Annotated in this window: 13 protein-coding genes; 9 read left to right on the top strand and 4 right to left on the bottom strand. The window is 51.7% G+C overall.

Annotation, left to right across the window (positions count from 1 at the left end; all coding sequences use genetic code 11):
- Nucleotides 1-96: 96 nt before the first annotated feature.
- A complete protein-coding gene (locus tag FE783_RS33680; RefSeq protein ID WP_238403346.1) occupies nucleotides 97-534 on the bottom strand; it encodes a DoxX family protein in 438 nt (145 codons plus the stop codon).
- Nucleotides 535-683: 149 nt separating this feature from the next.
- Between FE783_RS33680 and FE783_RS33675 the strand changes: the two genes are divergently transcribed.
- Nucleotides 684-1,151: a MarR family winged helix-turn-helix transcriptional regulator gene (locus tag FE783_RS33675; RefSeq protein ID WP_138883787.1), complete on the top strand. Its 468-nt coding sequence runs from the start codon at nucleotides 684-686 to the stop codon at nucleotides 1,149-1,151.
- A 26-nt stretch (nucleotides 1,152-1,177) separates the two neighbouring features.
- A complete protein-coding gene (locus FE783_RS33670) occupies nucleotides 1,178-1,687 on the top strand; it encodes an MOSC domain-containing protein (protein WP_138883822.1) in 510 nt (169 codons plus the stop codon).
- 80 nt (nucleotides 1,688-1,767) lie between these two features.
- Here FE783_RS33670 and FE783_RS33665 read toward each other — a convergent pair whose 3' ends face one another.
- Together FE783_RS33665 and FE783_RS33660 are read right to left on the bottom strand one after the other, a co-directional pair.
- Nucleotides 1,768-3,330, bottom strand: a complete 1,563-nt coding sequence (locus FE783_RS33665) for a sigma-70 family RNA polymerase sigma factor (protein ID WP_138883786.1) — start codon at nucleotides 3,328-3,330, stop codon at nucleotides 1,768-1,770.
- Between the two features lie 223 nt (nucleotides 3,331-3,553).
- Nucleotides 3,554-4,465 carry an AraC family transcriptional regulator gene (locus tag FE783_RS33660; RefSeq protein ID WP_138883785.1) on the bottom strand — a complete coding sequence of 304 codons (912 nt, stop codon included), beginning with the start codon at nucleotides 4,463-4,465 and terminating at the stop codon, nucleotides 3,554-3,556.
- 370 nt (nucleotides 4,466-4,835) lie between these two features.
- Here FE783_RS33660 and FE783_RS33655 point away from each other — a divergent pair, with 370 nt between their 5' ends.
- From FE783_RS33655 to FE783_RS33635, 5 genes are all read left to right on the top strand, one after another.
- Nucleotides 4,836-6,140 (top strand): ABC transporter substrate-binding protein, encoded by a 1,305-nt coding sequence (locus FE783_RS33655; protein WP_158302177.1) that lies wholly within the window; start codon nucleotides 4,836-4,838, stop codon nucleotides 6,138-6,140.
- A 182-nt stretch (nucleotides 6,141-6,322) separates the two neighbouring features.
- Nucleotides 6,323-9,004: a hypothetical protein gene (locus FE783_RS33650; RefSeq protein ID WP_158302176.1), complete on the top strand. Its 2,682-nt coding sequence runs from the start codon at nucleotides 6,323-6,325 to the stop codon at nucleotides 9,002-9,004.
- 57 nt (nucleotides 9,005-9,061) lie between these two features.
- On the top strand, nucleotides 9,062-10,402 hold the full coding sequence (locus FE783_RS33645) for an ABC transporter substrate-binding protein (protein ID WP_138883782.1): 1,341 nt from the start codon (nucleotides 9,062-9,064) through the stop codon (nucleotides 10,400-10,402).
- Between the two features lie 29 nt (nucleotides 10,403-10,431).
- A complete protein-coding gene (locus FE783_RS33640) occupies nucleotides 10,432-11,298 on the top strand; it encodes an amidohydrolase family protein (protein ID WP_138883781.1) in 867 nt (288 codons plus the stop codon).
- Nucleotides 11,299-11,526: 228 nt separating this feature from the next.
- Complete coding sequence (locus FE783_RS33635; RefSeq protein WP_138883780.1) at nucleotides 11,527-11,757, top strand: NAD(P)-binding domain-containing protein; 231 nt, start codon at nucleotides 11,527-11,529, stop codon at nucleotides 11,755-11,757.
- Nucleotides 11,758-11,978: 221 nt separating this feature from the next.
- Here the strand turns inward: FE783_RS33635 and FE783_RS33630 are convergent, their stop codons facing one another.
- On the bottom strand, nucleotides 11,979-14,534 hold the full coding sequence (locus FE783_RS33630) for a helix-turn-helix domain-containing protein (RefSeq protein ID WP_138883779.1): 2,556 nt from the start codon (nucleotides 14,532-14,534) through the stop codon (nucleotides 11,979-11,981).
- Nucleotides 14,535-14,752: 218 nt separating this feature from the next.
- Between FE783_RS33630 and FE783_RS33625 the strand changes: the two genes are divergently transcribed.
- Both FE783_RS33625 and FE783_RS33620 read left to right on the top strand, forming a co-directional pair.
- The gene (locus tag FE783_RS33625; RefSeq protein ID WP_138883778.1) at nucleotides 14,753-15,988 is read left to right on the top strand and encodes a Gfo/Idh/MocA family protein; all 1,236 of its coding nucleotides are present in this window, start codon (nucleotides 14,753-14,755) and stop codon (nucleotides 15,986-15,988) included.
- 261 nt (nucleotides 15,989-16,249) lie between these two features.
- On the top strand, nucleotides 16,250-17,082 hold an 833-nt coding region (locus FE783_RS33620; protein WP_158302175.1), incomplete at its 3' end, for an ABC transporter substrate-binding protein.

The following is a 17,082-nucleotide window of genomic DNA, read 5'->3' as shown; positions in this document are numbered from 1 at the left end:
TCGAACGCTTGTGGAGATCATGTAAGACCTTTCTCCAAGGAAAGGCGGAGATCGTTGAAACAAGAAGCCCCCGCCTCTTCAAGCGGTGGGAGGCATTCACTGGTTACTTTGGACATGGCCATTATTTCCCCTTTCGAATAAACTCACCCAAACGTCCTTTAAAGAGTTGGGAGCCGTTGCGGCTACATGGACACTGACGGCGAGAAGCAGCAATTCGAATTCATAGCCGGTTGCCGAACTGGATATGAAACCCGCACCGAGCTTCACTTTAAGCAGCGCCACGAGAAGAATGAGGCTGAATAAAGCGGCGACATAACGGGTTCCCGCGCCGATCAGGACGAGGATGCCTCCGAGCAGCTCGATCCACGGGAGCACATAGCCGAACAGCTCCGCAAGCGGGAAACCTTGCGAATGTAGCCATTCCGTCAAGCCGCCGTACCCCCATTCCAGTTTGAATATGCCGTGCATCATAAAAGTGATGCCAAGCAGCAAGCGTAAAGCGGTGTTCGTGTAAAAGCCTACGTTTCGGGTCACCTTGCCCAACTCCTTCGATTAGTTTCATAATCAATTGTTGACTACGCAACTAATGTACCAGAATATAGTTGCGCAGTCAACAATTATTTTGTTGCACAGTCAACTAAAATTGCTTACTATTGAAAGTAGCAAAGGAAGGGATGACGGCCATGGACAAAGTAACCGAGCAAGAGCTGTCCGCGTGGAGATTTTTTATTAAGGCGCACGCTATGATCATCGAGAGAATCGAGCAGGATTTGGCCGAGCAGAAGCGGGTTCCGCTTACCGCCTATGACGTGTTGATCGCTTTATTCGAAGCGCCCGGCCGGAAGCTCCGTTTCGGAGACTTGAACAAGAAGCTCGTTCTGAGCAAAAGCGGACTAACCCGATTGGTGGACCGGATGGAGCGGGAAGGGCTGATTCGAAGAGAAAGAAGCGAAGAAGACAGACGCGGCGCCTATGCCGCGCTTACGGAGTTGGGCGAGACGGAGCTGCGGAAAGCGTGGCCCGTCTATGCGAAGGGCATCAAGCAATATTTTGCCGCACCGCTTTCCGCCGGGAACGATCTGCAATCCGCCCGCAATGCTTTTGAGGCGCTGTATGTATACATGCAGTCTCAGGAGGGGGCGTCGTCTTGAACATTCAGCTTGTTGTCGAATGTGTAATGCTCGCGGATGATCCGACTACATTCGTTACCCGCGAAGTCTCTGACATTGAAGTGGAGATCGGAGGGATTCCGGGCGACCGGCATTATGGCATACTCCGCCCCGCCGATTCGCGGCAGAACATTTATCCGCGGGGGACGATGATCGCCAATCGGCGCCAAATCAGCATCGTTTCCGTGGAGGAGTGCCGGCGGATCGCCGCTAATATGGGTGTGCCGGAGATAAGGCCCGAATGGCTCGGGGCCAACATCCTGGTAAGCGGCACGGATAAGCTGACGGAGCTGCCGGCCGGAGCGCGCTTGCTGTTTCCCGATGGAACGGGCCTTATCTGCGAAGGCGAAAATTTGCCATGCGTAGGGCCCGGGAAGGTGATCGAGGACGTGTACAAGCAGACGGGTCTTCACCGCAAATTTGTGCCGGCAGCCCGTAAATCGCGAGGCATCGTATGTTCGGTTGAACGGGAAGGAAGTATTCACAGAGGCGATCTTGTTCAAATAAGGCTCGCGTGAAAGGTTATCGTCCGCGAAAAGAAACGGGACCGCCTGATGCATCCCCTTTGTGCACAGAAACAGCTTTATGCCGGCCCCGACTACATCGGGACCACGCGCTTGCCGGATACATCCCACCGCCACGGTACGGAGTGTCCTTGGAGATGGACGCCGCCGTACCACTCGTCGATGCCTTGCACGGTGATCCAATCCTCTTCGCCGTCCAGAACGCGCCGGCCCAATGCCGACAGCGTAATGACGCAATCGCGGAAGGATGGTTCGGGATTGCTGAAGCCGGGGAAGCCGGACAGTCCTTCGATGTGCAGCAGCGGGTGCGGCTGTTCCGCCATTCTCGCCAAATGATGCCAATATTCCAGATCGCCCATGCCGAGCATATGCAGCTCATCGCCTACATGCTGAAACAGTTTCACCGGAGAGCTGATACCGCTCTGCACTTTCTCCAGCGTAATGCGCTCTATAAGTCCGAGACCGCTGCCGACGGAAGGAAGCCGCGCCAGATGGGCCTCGAATGCTTGCCGCACGAAGGGCAGCGCAGACGTATCCCCTTGAAGCAGGCTCATCAGCTTCATCGGGTCCGGGGAGGCGTATGCTTCCCACACCTCGCGGCCCAAGTCCAGCTCCCGCTGTCCGATCGTCTGCCAGGTGCCCGACAACGTCTCCATCTGCTGCACGGACAGCTGGCCCAAGCCCCGGAAGCGTTCGATGCCGGGAAATGCCCCGATGCACAGCAGACTGAGCTTCGTCCCGCCCAACCGCTGCTGGGAGAACCAATGGAGCAAGTAACATAACATCGTTTGATCGAACAAGTCGTGTTCGAACCAGAGCACGATTTCTTCGTATTGGCGGAACTCCAGGATTTGCCGCTCCTGCGCCTCGCTGATCTTGACATAGTCCGAACGGGGAATGCCCATCGATTGTTCCAAATATTGAGCCCTAGCGGACCGGTTCTCCGGCTCCGCCATATCGGCGAATACGGGACCTGCAGGGTACACTTCTCTCCACACCAAAATATCGCCCTGCACTACGCCCTGCTTCAGCTTATCCCCTACGGAATCGCCGTTTACGATATGAAGCATGCTGCTTCCTCCCTCGTATAGATGCTGGAACACGGAAATGCAATCGGCTATCGGCAGCGTGCCTTTCAGCTTGCGGCGGGCATCGAAAAGCCGCTTCTTCAGCACGGGGATCGGGGTGTCCAAGGTACGCGATATTTCTTGGAGCGTATACCCGTAGAAGTAGAAAAGTTGAACCGCTACCCGCATATTGGCTGACAAGGACGCGATGGCGTCGTGCAGCAGCTGCTGCAGTTCTTTTCGCTCCACGATGTCCGACAGGCTCGCCTGCACCCCGGCGATTTGGGCGATTTCGTCAAGGGGCAGCGTCCGGTGCCGCTTCCGGCGCAGCAGACGGTGGCATTGCCGGACGACGATCGCTTTGAACCAGCCGGGAAAAGCTTCCGGCTCCCGCAGCTTGTCTATATGCAGGAACGCTTCCGTGAACGCCTCCTGAACCGCATCCTCGGCCAGATGCGAATCGCGCAACCGCTCGTAAGCTACCGCATAAGCCATAGGCGTAAACCGCCGGACGAGAGGCCCGAATGATTCCCGGTCTCCGAGGCGGGCGGCTTCGATCCATTGAAGCATAATGGCCGCTCCTTTCCGTGTTCTCATACATAAGTGCCGCGGAGGGGCGTAAAGGTTACGTTCTAGAAAAAGTAATTAATAACCTCGTTATATTCCTGCTGGGCATTTACGTCTGAGGGATCGGAACGATGCGATCCTTGCCACCGTTACCGTTATTGATGCGAACTCTCGTCGGACCTGACCGGCAAACGTTGCATACGGCAGCGGGCCCGGGAGGCGGCGCTCACTCATGCTTCGGCCGGTACTGCATGGGCGATACGCCGGTCCATCGGCGGAACTGGCTGGAAAAGTGGCTGAGCGAATGAAAGCCGAGCTCCAGGGCAATGGCCTCGATCGGACGGTTGGTCGTCACCAGCAGCCGTTTTGCCCGGTTCAGGACCAGCTCGCTGACGTAGCGGCGCGGCGAGACGCCGTATACTTTGGTGAACAGCTTCGAACATTGGCTGCGGCTTAAGTGCAAGTCTCGGGCGATCCGGGCGACGGATTCGTCGGAATCGGCCGTTACCATCCGCCGAAGCCGTTCTTCGATCGCATGCGCCGTATCGATTTCCAGAAAGGAAGCGACGGAAGGCCGGGCTTTCCCGGCGGGCGCTTGAGGAGCGGCGCATTGCGCAGTCAACGAAGCGACTATCTGTAAAATCGCGGCTTGCAATTCGAGCTTGCGCAGCGGATCGATATACGAAGCCACGAGCTTGGCGGACGGACCGGACGAGGGGCCGTCCGTCAGGCTCAGCGCCATCAGTCGCTCTATGCGCGCAACGATTTCCGCCAGTCCGCCCGCAGCCGCATCGGCACCACCCAGCAGAAAGCAGTCGGCGGCGTTGAGCCGCCTGCGCAAGTCAGGATCGTCCACGTCAAAGTGGATATTCAAAAACGAATACGGCTCAGCGGCGAGGTTCTCCAGCCGATGGCGCACTCCGGCTTTCAGCAGCATCCAGTCTCCCGCGCGCATCGTCCGTTCGCTTAATTTACTCACTCCCACAAACTGCACGACTTCACCGCTGAAGCAGTATAAGATTTCAAACATTTGATGATGATGCAGCGGATACGACCAACCCGGCGGCTTAACGCCAAATCCGCAGCCCCTGATTTGCAGCGTGCTGGTCATACTCGGAAAGAACACCTCGATATCCATCCGTTTCCTCCGTTCGAGTCGACTGGAGACAGTCCCTTCAGTTCATTTTATCATATTTGAACAACCCTAATGGTAATGGCACAAATGATAAAAAAAACGGACGCTTTGCGCATGGTCCCGGGCGCAAATCCGGCTTATGATGAAGGCAACCGCCACCTGGAACAAGCTGTCGCCGTATCCGGAAAAGCAAGCCGGCAACGCGGGACAAGCCATTAGATTGGGGCCGCAACCTTGGCGAGAAAGGAGGGAGAAGACCGCGGAACCGGACCTAGGTCCGATTTGCTGGCAGCGGAGGGATAGGTGTTGGCGGGGCGAAGCGATTACCGACTTGAAAGTGCTTTTAAACCAAATAAAGAAGAGGGTGTCGTTCATGTTGAAACCATCGATTGCGATCGGAGCGGCGGGAATGCTGCTCGTACTTGCCGCCTGCTCCGGATCGGGCACGCCCGATGCCGGCAAAGTGGCGGGGGAGACTCCTGCCCAGCCCGAGAAAAAAGAACCGACCACGCTTTACTTTTACAACGTCGGCGCCAACTTCGACGCCGCAGGCTACTTCGAAGAAAAGTTCGGCAAGGCGATCAAAGAGAAATTCCCGCACATTACTCCGGTGTTGATCCCTACCACGAGCGGAGCGCTCGACAAGCAGATCGCGTCGGGCCAGCAGATCGACGTCATTTTCGGCTCGGTCGGCCTCGCCTACAACAGCGTCTTTCTGAACAACACGCAGTACGATATCGAACCGCTCGTCAAAAAATACAAGACGGATTTAAGCCGCTTCGAGCCGCAGACGCTCGAGATGATCCGGCAAATGAGCGGCGGCAAGCTGTACGCGCTGCCGTTCGACACCGCAGCTTCCGTCATTTACTACAACAAAAACTTGTTCGACAAGTTCGGCGTCACCTACCCGAAGGACGGCATCACCTGGGACGAGCTGTACAACTTGTCGGTCAAGCTGACGCGCAACGAAGGCGGCGTCCAATATTACGGCTTCACGATTTCGCCGAATCATTACTTTTGGCGCAACCAAATGTCGCTCAACTTCGTCGATCCGCAAACGCTGCAAGTGTCGCTGACGAACGACAAAGTCAAAAGCCTCATGGACAACATCGCCCGCTTTTATCAAATTCCCGGCTTCAATCCGGATAAGGCAAAGATGGACAGCTTGACCAAAATGTTTTTCCAGGATCAAGTGTCGGCGATGTGGACGCCGGTGGCCGGTCTGCACGTCGAGAAAGACCTGGCCCCGCTCAATTGGGATATCGTCTCGTACCCGACGATGAACGGCTTCGGGCCGCAGCCTTATCCGGTCTTCATGTTCCTGAACGTCGGCAGCAAATACAAGGACGACGCGTACCAGGTGATGGACTTTTTGTCCACCGAGACGTTTCTGACGGAGAAGGCGAAGGCGGCGACGTTCATCCCGGCGCTAAGCAGCGCTAACATTTCGAAAGTATTCGGCCAGGACGCCCCGCTGTACAAAGGGCGCAATGTTGCCGCGATCCCGCTGAAAAATATGGCGAAACCGTCTCCCCAGAGCAAATATTACTCGACGGCAGGGCAGCATCTAACGATCGCCTTGCGCGGCATTTTGTATGAGGGCAAAGACGCTAATACGGCGCTGCGGGATGCCGAGGAAGCGATGAAGAAAACGATCGAGGCGGACAAAAACAAGTAGCCGCGGAGGCCGAAGCCGGCGGAAGCGGTTTGAACGGAAAGCGAAAACAAACATACCGGAAGGACTGCGCAGCGGTTCGGGGACCGTGAGCCGCTGCGGCCGGGCGGTCGACCGGTGGAAGGCGCATGAAACCGACTAATGAAACCGTATACAAATTTCTATTTAAGCGGGAGGCGGCGGAAATGATGGAACGGCGAGAAATGGATGAAATACAAGAAGATAAGGGTTTGGATGCCGGCGGCAAATCGCCCTTGCTCACGAGAAGGGCGATGCTGTCGTCGCTAGGCCTGACTGGGGCAGTCCTGGCCGCGGGCAGCGTGATCGGAGGAACGATAGGCACGTCGTTCGCGGCCGGGGGACCGGTGAGCGGGGAAGTGTACGGCCGCAAAGGGCTGCCCGATTTTTTTCTGGCGGAGGATCCTGGTTTAGAGAGCGTTGCCGATATGCTTTCTATTGCAAATCCGCAAAACGGCAGTCGAGTATATGTAAAATCGTACCATGCCGGATTAAACAAAGGTGGCGGATGCTTTGTTTATGACTCAACAAAAGCAGCTGTAAACGATCGTGGTGTCGAGTTAAATGGATGGGTACGTCAATTACAAAATAATGTGTTGAATCCGTTCATGTTTGGAGCGCATGGCGATTTAGTATTCACTATTCCGGAGGTGCTTGATTATGCATCCGGGCATGATGATACTCAAGCATTTAAAGACATGCTGAATATGAACAAGTATGTGATCCATACCAATATCAGCAAAGCAATTTCGTCGCAAGTATATAGCAAGTATACATTTGAAATACCGCACGGCTCTTATTACATCACAGACACGCTACCGATTAGAACGAATACAAAGATTGAGGGGAACAATTCGACACTATTTTTTGACCCGCCAACCGCTATTGATATGTTTAGTACGCCACGCGACGAAATGGCAGCGGCTTATCAGTTGAGTACAGGTTGGAATACGCAAACAATTTCCATGGTTGCAATCTCGAATTTGGTGCTTCTTGGAAATGTAACACGAACATCGACTGTTCATGCGCAAAAATGTATCGATGGTGCGAATGCGTACAAGTGGCGACTGGAGAATTTGCTTATTGAACGATTTCATAACGGTATTTCGCTTTACGGGCTGGATACGTCCGCTTGGACAAATGGCTCGCGCATCGGAAATTTCTACGAGAACGTTGTGGATGGCGTAGCCATTCATGAATGCGTACAGGGATTCTACAACACTTCAAATGCGTTACAAGCTACAAACTTAACTATAGGCGGCGGCACAGTAGTAGATAAACGATATGCCAATAAATTCGACTACCTATTGATAAACACAGGTGCCGGCTGCAGCTTCAATGGTTTTAATATTGCCCCGGCATCAGATCAAGGGTCGTCAAAAGCTTTGATTTATGATGCTTGTCACGGTTCGTATTATGGCGGAGGGTACTCGGAATGGTTTAATACTTTATTCGAATTAGAAATGCAAAAACGTTTTGACGGATTCAAGTTTGATGCAAGTCATTTGTTTAAAAGACCTCAAGATACTTGTGTAAGATTTATTGCGGGTACTTACAGCACTTACGACCCCGCTACCGGCATTCGCACACCAAGCAGACATTTTGAAAATGGTAGACAGCATAACGAGTACTTAAATCATACAGGGTTTGAATTTGGTGCGGGTGCAAGTCTCATTACGAACTTCTTTAAATTTTGCCCGCAGTATGATTTTAAGTTTGGTATGTATGGAGCCTACACGGCAAGCAATGATTTAATCTACGATGTGAAACGTTTCGAATCCGTGCATACCGGATTTACAACGAAGTATGGTATTCGCCTAATCAATCCGACAGCATCCCAGATCGATATCATTCTTCCGATCAATACTCAATCTGTACAAGCCAAAGTCTGTATGTTGTATAGAACAATAGCAGGTTCTTTTGATTATGCCAAATTGAAATCAAACGTATGGGTTAACTCTTCCAATGAGCGCATTTCGTTGGGCGAGTTGATGTATGATTACCGTAACGGCTGGAAAATGGCAGCTTGTGAAGTTACATCGGAAAATGCAAGAGAAGGCAACGTAACCATTTCTATCCCCGCAAATTCACAAGTTGAAATCGAGCACATTGGAGCTTACACAGGCGGTGTGCCCATGATGCCGCAGTATGCTGACTACGAGCCGCGAATTAACGCACTTAACACAGAGTGGATGAATACATCGTCCCTTTCCAATGTGACGGGCGGTACGTTTGCACTTCATGATGTATTTAGAGCATTATATGATGCTAACGGTACTTTTGCATCAGATGGATACATAACGGCAGCAGGTAGAACACACACAAGTCGCTATACGATTGCTAGTCAAGCAACGCTAAGCGCTACAGACACTAACGTGATAGATACATCAACATCATCTGTCATTTCTCGTGCAGGTATTGGTAGTTATCTCTCACTGACTCAAGGGTCTACTAATATATTTGCGGTTGTCGGTCGTGTATTTGAGAATGGGAGTTACTCTAAAAAGCTAATCGTTTCACATGCTTCTGCCAGCATTACCGCCGGTTCTGTTACCGTTCCAGTCGGTTTTATGCAGTCGCCTGCGTTTAGAGATGTAAACGGTTATGCTAGAAGATCAATATCTTATACCAAGACTATTGCTGCAAATTCTATAGCCGCAACAGACGCAACAATGGATAATGCTTATCTAGGTGCGCCTGTACATGTAGCTGTTTCACCGCCGCTTGGGGTAAGTTCAAGAGTTTGGGCGGAAGTAATATCTACCGGAAATGTTAGGGTTTATCATCAAAACCTAACCGCCTCTGATATTACGGTGACAAACGCCATATTGTCTTTAAAAATTGTCTAATCTATATTAGTTGAACTAGAAATTCGGGAATCTTGTATAAAGGGGGGGGCAACCACAATGGGCAAAAGAGCGAAGAAGCCGCTTGTGTTGGGCTGTACCATTGCTGCGATTAGTATGATGCTGCTGAGCGCATGTCAGAGCGGCAAGTCGAATGAAGGACCGGAGGCGACGCCGGAGAAGCGGCAGCAAGTTCCTGCGGAGCCGACAGAGCTGTATTTTCTGAGTACGAGCAACTACTGGTGGGATGAAGAGGTATTTATGAGGGACTTCGGCGAACCGCTTAAGAAAAAATTTCCCAACATCATCCCCAAAACCGTAAAGCTTACGGCAATGAATGCAAAAGAGATGGAAGGACTGATTGCGTCGAAGCAGCCGATGGACGTCATTCTTGCGGCCAATTACAGCTACCTCTCCTTAGTGCAGCCTTATGGCTTGTCCGAGGATATCGAACCGTATCTCAAACAGGCGCAAGTGGATTTGAATCGGTTTGCCGCGGAATTTCTCGATCTGAACAGGAGCTTGGGCGGAGGGAAGCTGATAGGGCTTCCGCTGCAGGACAGTCCGACACAAGTGCTGTACAACAAGTCGATCTTCGATAAATTCGGCGTTCCTTATCCGCCCCATGACCGGTGGACATGGGATGAAATGTTTACTGTCGCCAAAAAGCTGACTCGTATGGACGGAGATACTTCCTATTACGGTGTGCGGGTCCACCCTACCTTCTTCAGAAGAAATCCGTATTCGCTGGAATTTGTCCATCCGACCACGCACAAGGTGCAGTTCAACAGCGATCTGGGAAAGACCGTATCCGAGATGTTTCTTCGGCAATATGAGCTTTCGGACACCAAAGGACTTACTCCATATGGAGATAAACTGTTTTTCGAAGACCGGACTTTGGCGATGTGGATGGGGCTGGGCTCCTCTTACAATACACCGGAGAGGTATAAGGGTCTGGAGTGGGATTTGGCGCCGATCCCGATACTGCCCGAGCGTGGGAACGTCAGCGTTCAGCCTTATCCGGATTATATGTACTTGTCCAGTATAAGCAAGCATAAGGAGCTAGCCGTGAAAGCGATGGACTTCTTTACATCGGATTACTTGCAGATGGAGCTATCCAGGAAAGGCTGGACCACGCCTTTGAAAAACAGCCAGATCAAGACGGCGTTCGGCCAAGACTCCGATTTGTTCCGAGGCAAAAACGTAAGCGCCATGAGTCCGGCAAAATATGCTCCGGCAGCCGCCTATGATCTGTATATCCATCAGGCATCCGCAACGATCATACCGAAACATATCCATAACGTGGCATTGGGCCAAACGGACATCAATTCCGCAATGCGTTCCGCCGAGGAAGAAGTAAACAAATTTATCGAAGCACAGCAAAGTATGCAAGCCAAGTAGTCACCACCGATAAAGCGAGGTTACGATCCATGATTATCGACTGCCATAATCATCCGGACTGGTATGGATATAATATCGAACGGTATTTGGACAACATGAAGCGATACAACATCGACAAAACCTGGCTGCTTAGCTGGGAATGCCCGGATGACGAATACAGCCCGACATACAAAAAACAGGTCCCTGACGCATCGCTGCCGGACGGCCCGATATCGTTCCACCGCTGCGTCCGGTATGCGGAGCAGTATCCGGACAAATTCATTTTAGGCTACGCGCCCGATCCGCGCCGTCCTGATGCGATCGACAAACTCGATCATGCGATCCGGCTGTACGGCGTCCGCGTGTATGGCGAGATCAAGCTGCGCATGATGTACGACAATCCGGACGCGATCCGGCTATTCCGTTTCTGCGGGGAGAAAGGGCTGCCGGTTACGGTACATATCGACTACGAGTTCGCTACGGGGTCGGCGTATCCCCGTCCGAACTGGTGGTACGGCGGCGGCATCGACGCCTTCGAGCGTGCTGTCAAGGCTTGTCCGGACACGTATTTCCTCGGTCATGCTCCCGGTTTCTGGGCACATCTATCCGGCGACGACCAGTACGACAAAGTCGCCTATCCGACAGGAAAAGTCCAGCCGGGCGGCAAGGTTAGCGAAATGCTGCGCAAATACCGGAACCTGTACTGCGATATATCCGCAGGCTCGGGAGCGAGAGCGTTCAGCCGTGATCCGGAATTCGCGAGAGAGTTTATACTCGAATTCCAGGACCGCATCTTGTACGGCCGCGACTATTTCGATAACGTTCACCAGGAAGTGCTGGGGTCGCTTAATCTGCCGGACGACGTTCTTGCCAAAATATACTCGGGCAACGCTTTGAAGCTCGTTCCGTTATCCTGATACGATACGGGCAAAGCCTATCGGGTTAAGGAACCGAAGGCCCGATGCCCGACATTTGGACTCCTATTTTGTACGGCCGCGAACTGGCGGACCGGATCGGCCTCGAAGAAGCGTCGGCTACCCAGAGCTGTTTCGGGTGTACCAATTCGGCTGCCAGGGGCCGGACTTTTATTTTACCACCGCTTTCTGCCGTGGCAGTCCCGGTGTCGAAACGCAGCATACTACGGTATGGGAAAGGGCGGGACATGGGAGGCGCTCGCGAACCCGCGATTCAGCGGGGCGAACGCCACACTCTTCATGAGTGGCGAGGACGATGAAACCAAGCAAACTGTCTTTCGGCTGGGAGCCGAAGCGGGTTTCGACATGGTGGACGCGGGTGGTGATGAAGCGATGGGCGGGATCGAAAAGGTGCTCTTTTCGTTCTGGACCGCGCTCTCGCCGCGGTTCGACCATGACTGATGAGAGAAGAAGCGCAACCGTCTTGAGCCGATGCCGATGCATCTCAACTTTCCGTGGACACAATTACAACCCGATTGCATATAAGTCGAGTGGATAACTATCTTAGCCAGTTATTGTTTTTAAGCCCGATTATTATCAAGCCGGGATAACGAGCGAAATACCGAAGGCGTCGTCCCGGCTTGATGTTCGACGGTATGTAGCTGCCTGTCTAGGGCAAATAGCTAGTTTTTGATTTCTCCCGGCGTAACTCCATAATATTTGCGAAATACGCGAATGAAATGACTGATGTCTTTAAACCCAAGCATGTAAGTCGCTTCCGATACGCTGTTGCCACCCTGCAACAGTTTTTTTGCATGCTCCATTCTTTTTTTCAGGATGTACTGAGGAAACGATACACCCATTTCTTTCTTGAATACCCTTCCAAGATGCGAGGCATTTACATGCAAACGATCGGCTGCGTCTTGAAGGCTCCAATGATGTCCGTCCTGTGCTTCCATCAAATCGACAATCTTTTTGACCAAAGGATGATGTAGTTTCATGACGGCCGTTGCCGCAATGGTGCGGTTTCCGGTCTCGGGCTGATTCATGAAGCGTCGGTCGGTCAAATCGTAAATGATTTCTATCGAGATACTTGTCGGATTCATTACGCCTTCTTCGACGAAAAAACGGGCAGTCCACGCGGTTCGATCGAAAAACCAATAATCGCGGTTGGAAAAAGTCGCTTTATCTATATCGGATGTCTCTGTTAAAGAAAACCCATTTACCGTTACTTTAAACGGCTTTGCATCCAGATGAACTTGAACATCATAGATGCGCCTGGACGGCATTCCATCGTAAAGCCCTGTTCTCAGACCAATTTCCGCGCGCAAAGACGTATTTTTTGCTGAACAACAGATTTTGGTTTCGGCGATTTCCTGCTGCAAATAGGAATAGGTCGTCCCATCGTCCTCCAATAATGTATAATTGCTTTCCCCGTGCGGATAAAAGTGCAATCCGATGATTTCCTTTTGTTTATCATCGATACAGTCGCCAGCGGTCCAAGTCGGGATAATCGCGCCGGCTCGCACATATAGGGGACCTCCTGCAGGGGAAGGGATGGCAGGCGTCAACCACTTCGGTCCGGCATGCCTCTCGCCTGTCCAGTAATCGATCCATTCGCCATTCGGTAAATAGACTTGATTTGTAAACGCGGCCACAAGAAATGAATCGCCAAACATATATTGATTCAGTAATCGGTTCGATAGAGGGTCTTCCGGGAAGCACAGGGGCATTGCTCGTACGATGGGCATTCCTGTGCGAGCGGCAGTATGCGCCGCAGAATAAATGTATGGGATAAGAGAATACCGCAGTTTAGCGTAATGCTTAAATGTCAACAATAAATCGTTCTTCAAAATAGACGGATGGCACCAGAAGCCAGAGCTGTTTACAAGCGACCATGCTTGCAAAAAACCGAAATGGATCCCTTCGGGCGTCGATACGTCCATATCGCTTGTTGTATTGGCATGACCGGTTAATCCATGGTTTAATACGGAAATCAGCGTCGATTCGCCTTGCGAGTTGCCGGCCCATGTGGCTGCATATTGCTGCAAGCCTGTATACCCGACCGCGATGTAATTCATTGAGCGGCGCCCCGTTTGTTTTTGAAAGCCTTGATGCATTTGCTTGCTCAGCAGGAGGGGGTATAGATTGCGAATTTCCGTGTCGCTCATCTGATTTCCCCATATTCCCGTCGGATGTTGGAAGGAGTTTCCCGGCACGACCATCTTGAATGAAGATACGCCAAGTTCAACAAATTGACGCAATTGAGCATAAAAGGAATGCTCGTCTTCCAAGCTTACATCATATCTGCAATATAACCATAGACTCATTTTAAAACCGTGATTGTGCAACGTATCGATAAAGGGAGCTGTATAGTTGGAGGAGGATGACACTCGAAAACGGTTCAGATCCCAACGAAACGGAAATGGAATCTTGCCGTCATTGTCTTCTTCCATCCAACCGCGCTCAAGACCGATCATATCGCAAGGAATGCCGTCTCTGCGAAAATTCAAAGCATCGTCGATCATCTCGCGTGCGTTCGTGTACGAATGACAGGTGAACGTTAAACCGTAAGCCCAAATGGGCATCATAAGCGGTCTTCCTGCGACTTCCGTATAGCAATCAAGCAGCTCGGCATAATCGTCCCCGACAAACAGAAAGTAATCCAGATCTCCTTCTTGCCCGCTAATGAATAAACGATCCGCATACGTGTGGGCAATATCAATGCGGTGTCTCCATGTCGTATTGACTAGCAGCCCCCAGCCTTTACTGCTCATAAGGAACGGTACGGGAGCATGGCGGTTGGTAGCATCGACCTTCATGTCGGCGGCATGTCCCCGATGCTGAATGCGTTCCCTCGTTTCGTCCCCTAGCCCGTACATCATTTCGTCCCCGGATAGAAGAAAATGGACTTCAAAGCCATGTATAGAAGCGGGATTTTGAACATTCTCGGCATGACAGGTCAGCATATCGCCGCGACGATTGAACAAGGCTAGCTTTCCGCTGTTTTTGTCAACGTGCAGGGAAGAATGGCCATTATGGATCATGATGGAAGTATCGTTTTGCTCCATCGTATATGTTGTCGATAGGGTAGGATGAATAATACCGTAACGAACGAGTGGCGGCTCGTTAAAATCGGCAGTATGATTTGTACGAATCCGAAATGTACCATGAGAGAGCGGATCTATGCGTAAATACGAACGATTTGCGATTTGGAGCAAGATGTGCGGATTGTCCATGGAAGATGCACTCCTTTCACTTCATTCCGGTTACGGATTGCATATAAACGCATCGCTCATAAATAGACCAATTCTTGCATTCAGCAGACCGAAAGCTGCACCAATTGTCCTATAACTTGGACAAGGCGACATTTACAATGATTATAGCTTCCGATCAGGAGGAGAATCAATCATGAATAATGGGTGTTTCATGCTGAGAGGCGAAAGGACGGGGATAAATGGGAGCGCAACAGACTGTGAAACTGGGTGTCATCGGATTGGGCGGACGCGGCAGAGGGCTGCTAACGCTTTTGCTGGGAATGGAGAATGTCGAAGTGCCTGCAATTTGCGATGCGTTCGAAGAACGGCTGGAGAAAGGCCTAAGCATCGTAGTAGAAAATGAACGTCCTCCGGCAACCGGTTATTCGGATTATCGGGAGCTGCTCGCCCGATCCGACATTCAGGGAGTAGTCATTGCTACGACTTGGGTAACCCATGCGGAGATCGCGATCGCCGCAATGCGGGCGGGCAAGTACGCCGGTATCGAAGTCGGCGGAGCCGCTTCCCTGGAAGAGTGCTGGGAGCTGGTTCGCACATCGGAGCAGACCGGCATGCCCTGTATGCTGCTCGAGAACTGCTGCTACGGACGTAACGAGCTGGCGGTTATGAATATGGTGAAGAAAGGCCTGCTGGGCGAGATCGTTCATGCCCAATGCGGGTATGAGCACGATCTGCGCGCGGAAGTCGCGATGGGTGATGTGAACAAACACAACCGCTTCCACAACTATTTGCACCGCAACGGCGACGTGTATCCGATCCACGGCCTGGGGCCGGTGTCCAAGACGCTGGAGATCAACCGCGGCAACCGTCTCGTGACACTGACCTCGATGTCCTCGAAATCGCGAGGCATCAAGCAGTGGGCGACGGACAAGTTTGGCGAGAACGACCCGAAGGCCAAGCTGAACTGGACCCAAGGCGATGTCGTCACGACGATGGTAAGGTGCGCCGGCGGCGAAACGATAACGATCATCCACGATACGACGCTGCCTCGTCCGTATTCGAGAGCGGGCCGCGTGCAAGGGACGAAGGGGCTGTGGATGGAAATCAATCATTCGATCCATATCGATGGCCTCACTCCGGCGCACAAATGGGATTCGTTCGACAAATACCTGGAAGAGTACGAGCACCCGATCTGGAAAATGTATCAAGAGATAGGCGTACGCGGCGGCCACGGCGGTATGGACTACCTCGTGTTGCAGGCTTTCACGGAGAGCATCATGAACGGCACTCAGACCCCGATCGATGTGTACGACACGGCGGTATGGATGGCGGTTACCGTATTGTCGGAAGAGTCCATCGCGCTCGGCAGCATGCCGGTTGCGATCCCGGACTTCACGAAAGGCAAGTGGATCAACCGGGAGCCGGCGCCGGTCAGCCGATATGCCTTGGACGCCGTTCATGATCAATTGTTCTAATTTGAAAGAGATCTCCCTCAGGACGTGATGAACCTGGGGGAGATCCTTTTTTTGTTTCGCTTGCCTAGCGAAACACGCATCTTCTAGCCGGTGAAAAGTTCGGTTACGTATTGCGTATACAGGCAACACACATAAATAGACCGAATATTGCATTCAGCAGACCGAAAGCTGCAACAATCGTCCTATAACTTGTGCAAGGCAGCGCTTACAATGTTTATAGCATTATTTTTCTATGCGAAAAAACAAAGGGAGGCAAGAAGGATGGAGAAAAAGAAATACGGCAAACGGTATCAGTTGTTCTTGATCGCGGCTATGATGCTGTTTGCTTCAGCATGCGGGGCAGACAAAGGTGCTAAAGAAGGCGGCAAGGGGGAGACGAAGACCAAGGAGCCGGTCGAGCTTGCGTTTTACTTTCAAAACGGCAATTGGACGGAAGAGCGCTTTATGGATTTATTCGGGAAACATATTCAGGCAAAGTTTCCCCACATAACCCCGAAACTTATTTTGCAATCGAAAGGACCCGTAGAGGATTTTATTGCGTCGGGAACTATGGTCGATATATGGTTCAATACGGCCAGTTCCGTTCCTATGAACATAAGTATGGCTATCGACTACGATATGTCCGAGCTGATCAAGAAAAACAACTTTAATTTGAATCCGTTAGAGCAGACGTCGATCGAACGGATGCGCAGCATGGCCAACGGCGGGCTTATCGGACTGCCGTACAGCGCCGAGCTGTCCTTGCTGTATTATAACAAAGACTTGTTCGATAAATTCGGCGTTCCTTACCCGAAAGATGGCATGACCTGGGATGATATTTACCCTTTGGCGAAAAGTTTATCGCGAAACGACGGCGGAGTGCTTTATCGCGGCATCAGGTTTAACGTTGCATTCGGCCTTCTCTACAACCAGTTATCTGAAGCGTTTGTAGATCCGAAGACAAACAATCCGACGCTCCAGACAGACAAGTGGAGGAAAGTTATTGATAATATGACGCGACTTTATCAGATTCCTGGCAATGAAGCGACAGTACCCCAAATCACTAACCCGCTGAAAGGATTTTTTGAAGATAAAGATACTGCAATGTTTGTCGG

The organism is Paenibacillus mesophilus (assembly GCF_005938385.1).
In the GTDB taxonomy this organism is placed as follows: Bacteria; Bacillota; Bacilli; order Paenibacillales; family NBRC-103111; genus Paenibacillus_AB; species Paenibacillus_AB mesophilus.
Note: the sequence above shows the minus strand (reverse complement) of the source record. Positions and strands in the feature narration are given on the sequence as shown.

Coding starts and splice junctions, on each gene's coding strand:
- FE783_RS33675 (WP_138883787.1), top strand. CDS start 684: ATGGACAAAGTAACCGAGCAAGAGCTGTCCGCGTGGAGATTTTTTATT.
- FE783_RS33670 (WP_138883822.1), top strand. CDS start 1,178: ATGCTCGCGGATGATCCGACTACATTCGTTACCCGCGAAGTCTCTGAC.
- FE783_RS33665 (WP_138883786.1), bottom strand. CDS start 3,330: ATGCTTCAATGGATCGAAGCCGCCCGCCTCGGAGACCGGGAATCATTC.
- FE783_RS33660 (WP_138883785.1), bottom strand. CDS start 4,465: ATGGATATCGAGGTGTTCTTTCCGAGTATGACCAGCACGCTGCAAATC.
- FE783_RS33655 (WP_158302177.1), top strand. CDS start 4,836: ATGTTGAAACCATCGATTGCGATCGGAGCGGCGGGAATGCTGCTCGTA.
- FE783_RS33650 (WP_158302176.1), top strand. CDS start 6,323: ATGATGGAACGGCGAGAAATGGATGAAATACAAGAAGATAAGGGTTTG.
- FE783_RS33645 (WP_138883782.1), top strand. CDS start 9,062: ATGGGCAAAAGAGCGAAGAAGCCGCTTGTGTTGGGCTGTACCATTGCT.
- FE783_RS33640 (WP_138883781.1), top strand. CDS start 10,432: ATGATTATCGACTGCCATAATCATCCGGACTGGTATGGATATAATATC.
- FE783_RS33635 (WP_138883780.1), top strand. CDS start 11,527: ATGGGAAAGGGCGGGACATGGGAGGCGCTCGCGAACCCGCGATTCAGC.
- FE783_RS33630 (WP_138883779.1), bottom strand. CDS start 14,534: ATGGACAATCCGCACATCTTGCTCCAAATCGCAAATCGTTCGTATTTA.
- FE783_RS33625 (WP_138883778.1), top strand. CDS start 14,753: ATGGGAGCGCAACAGACTGTGAAACTGGGTGTCATCGGATTGGGCGGA.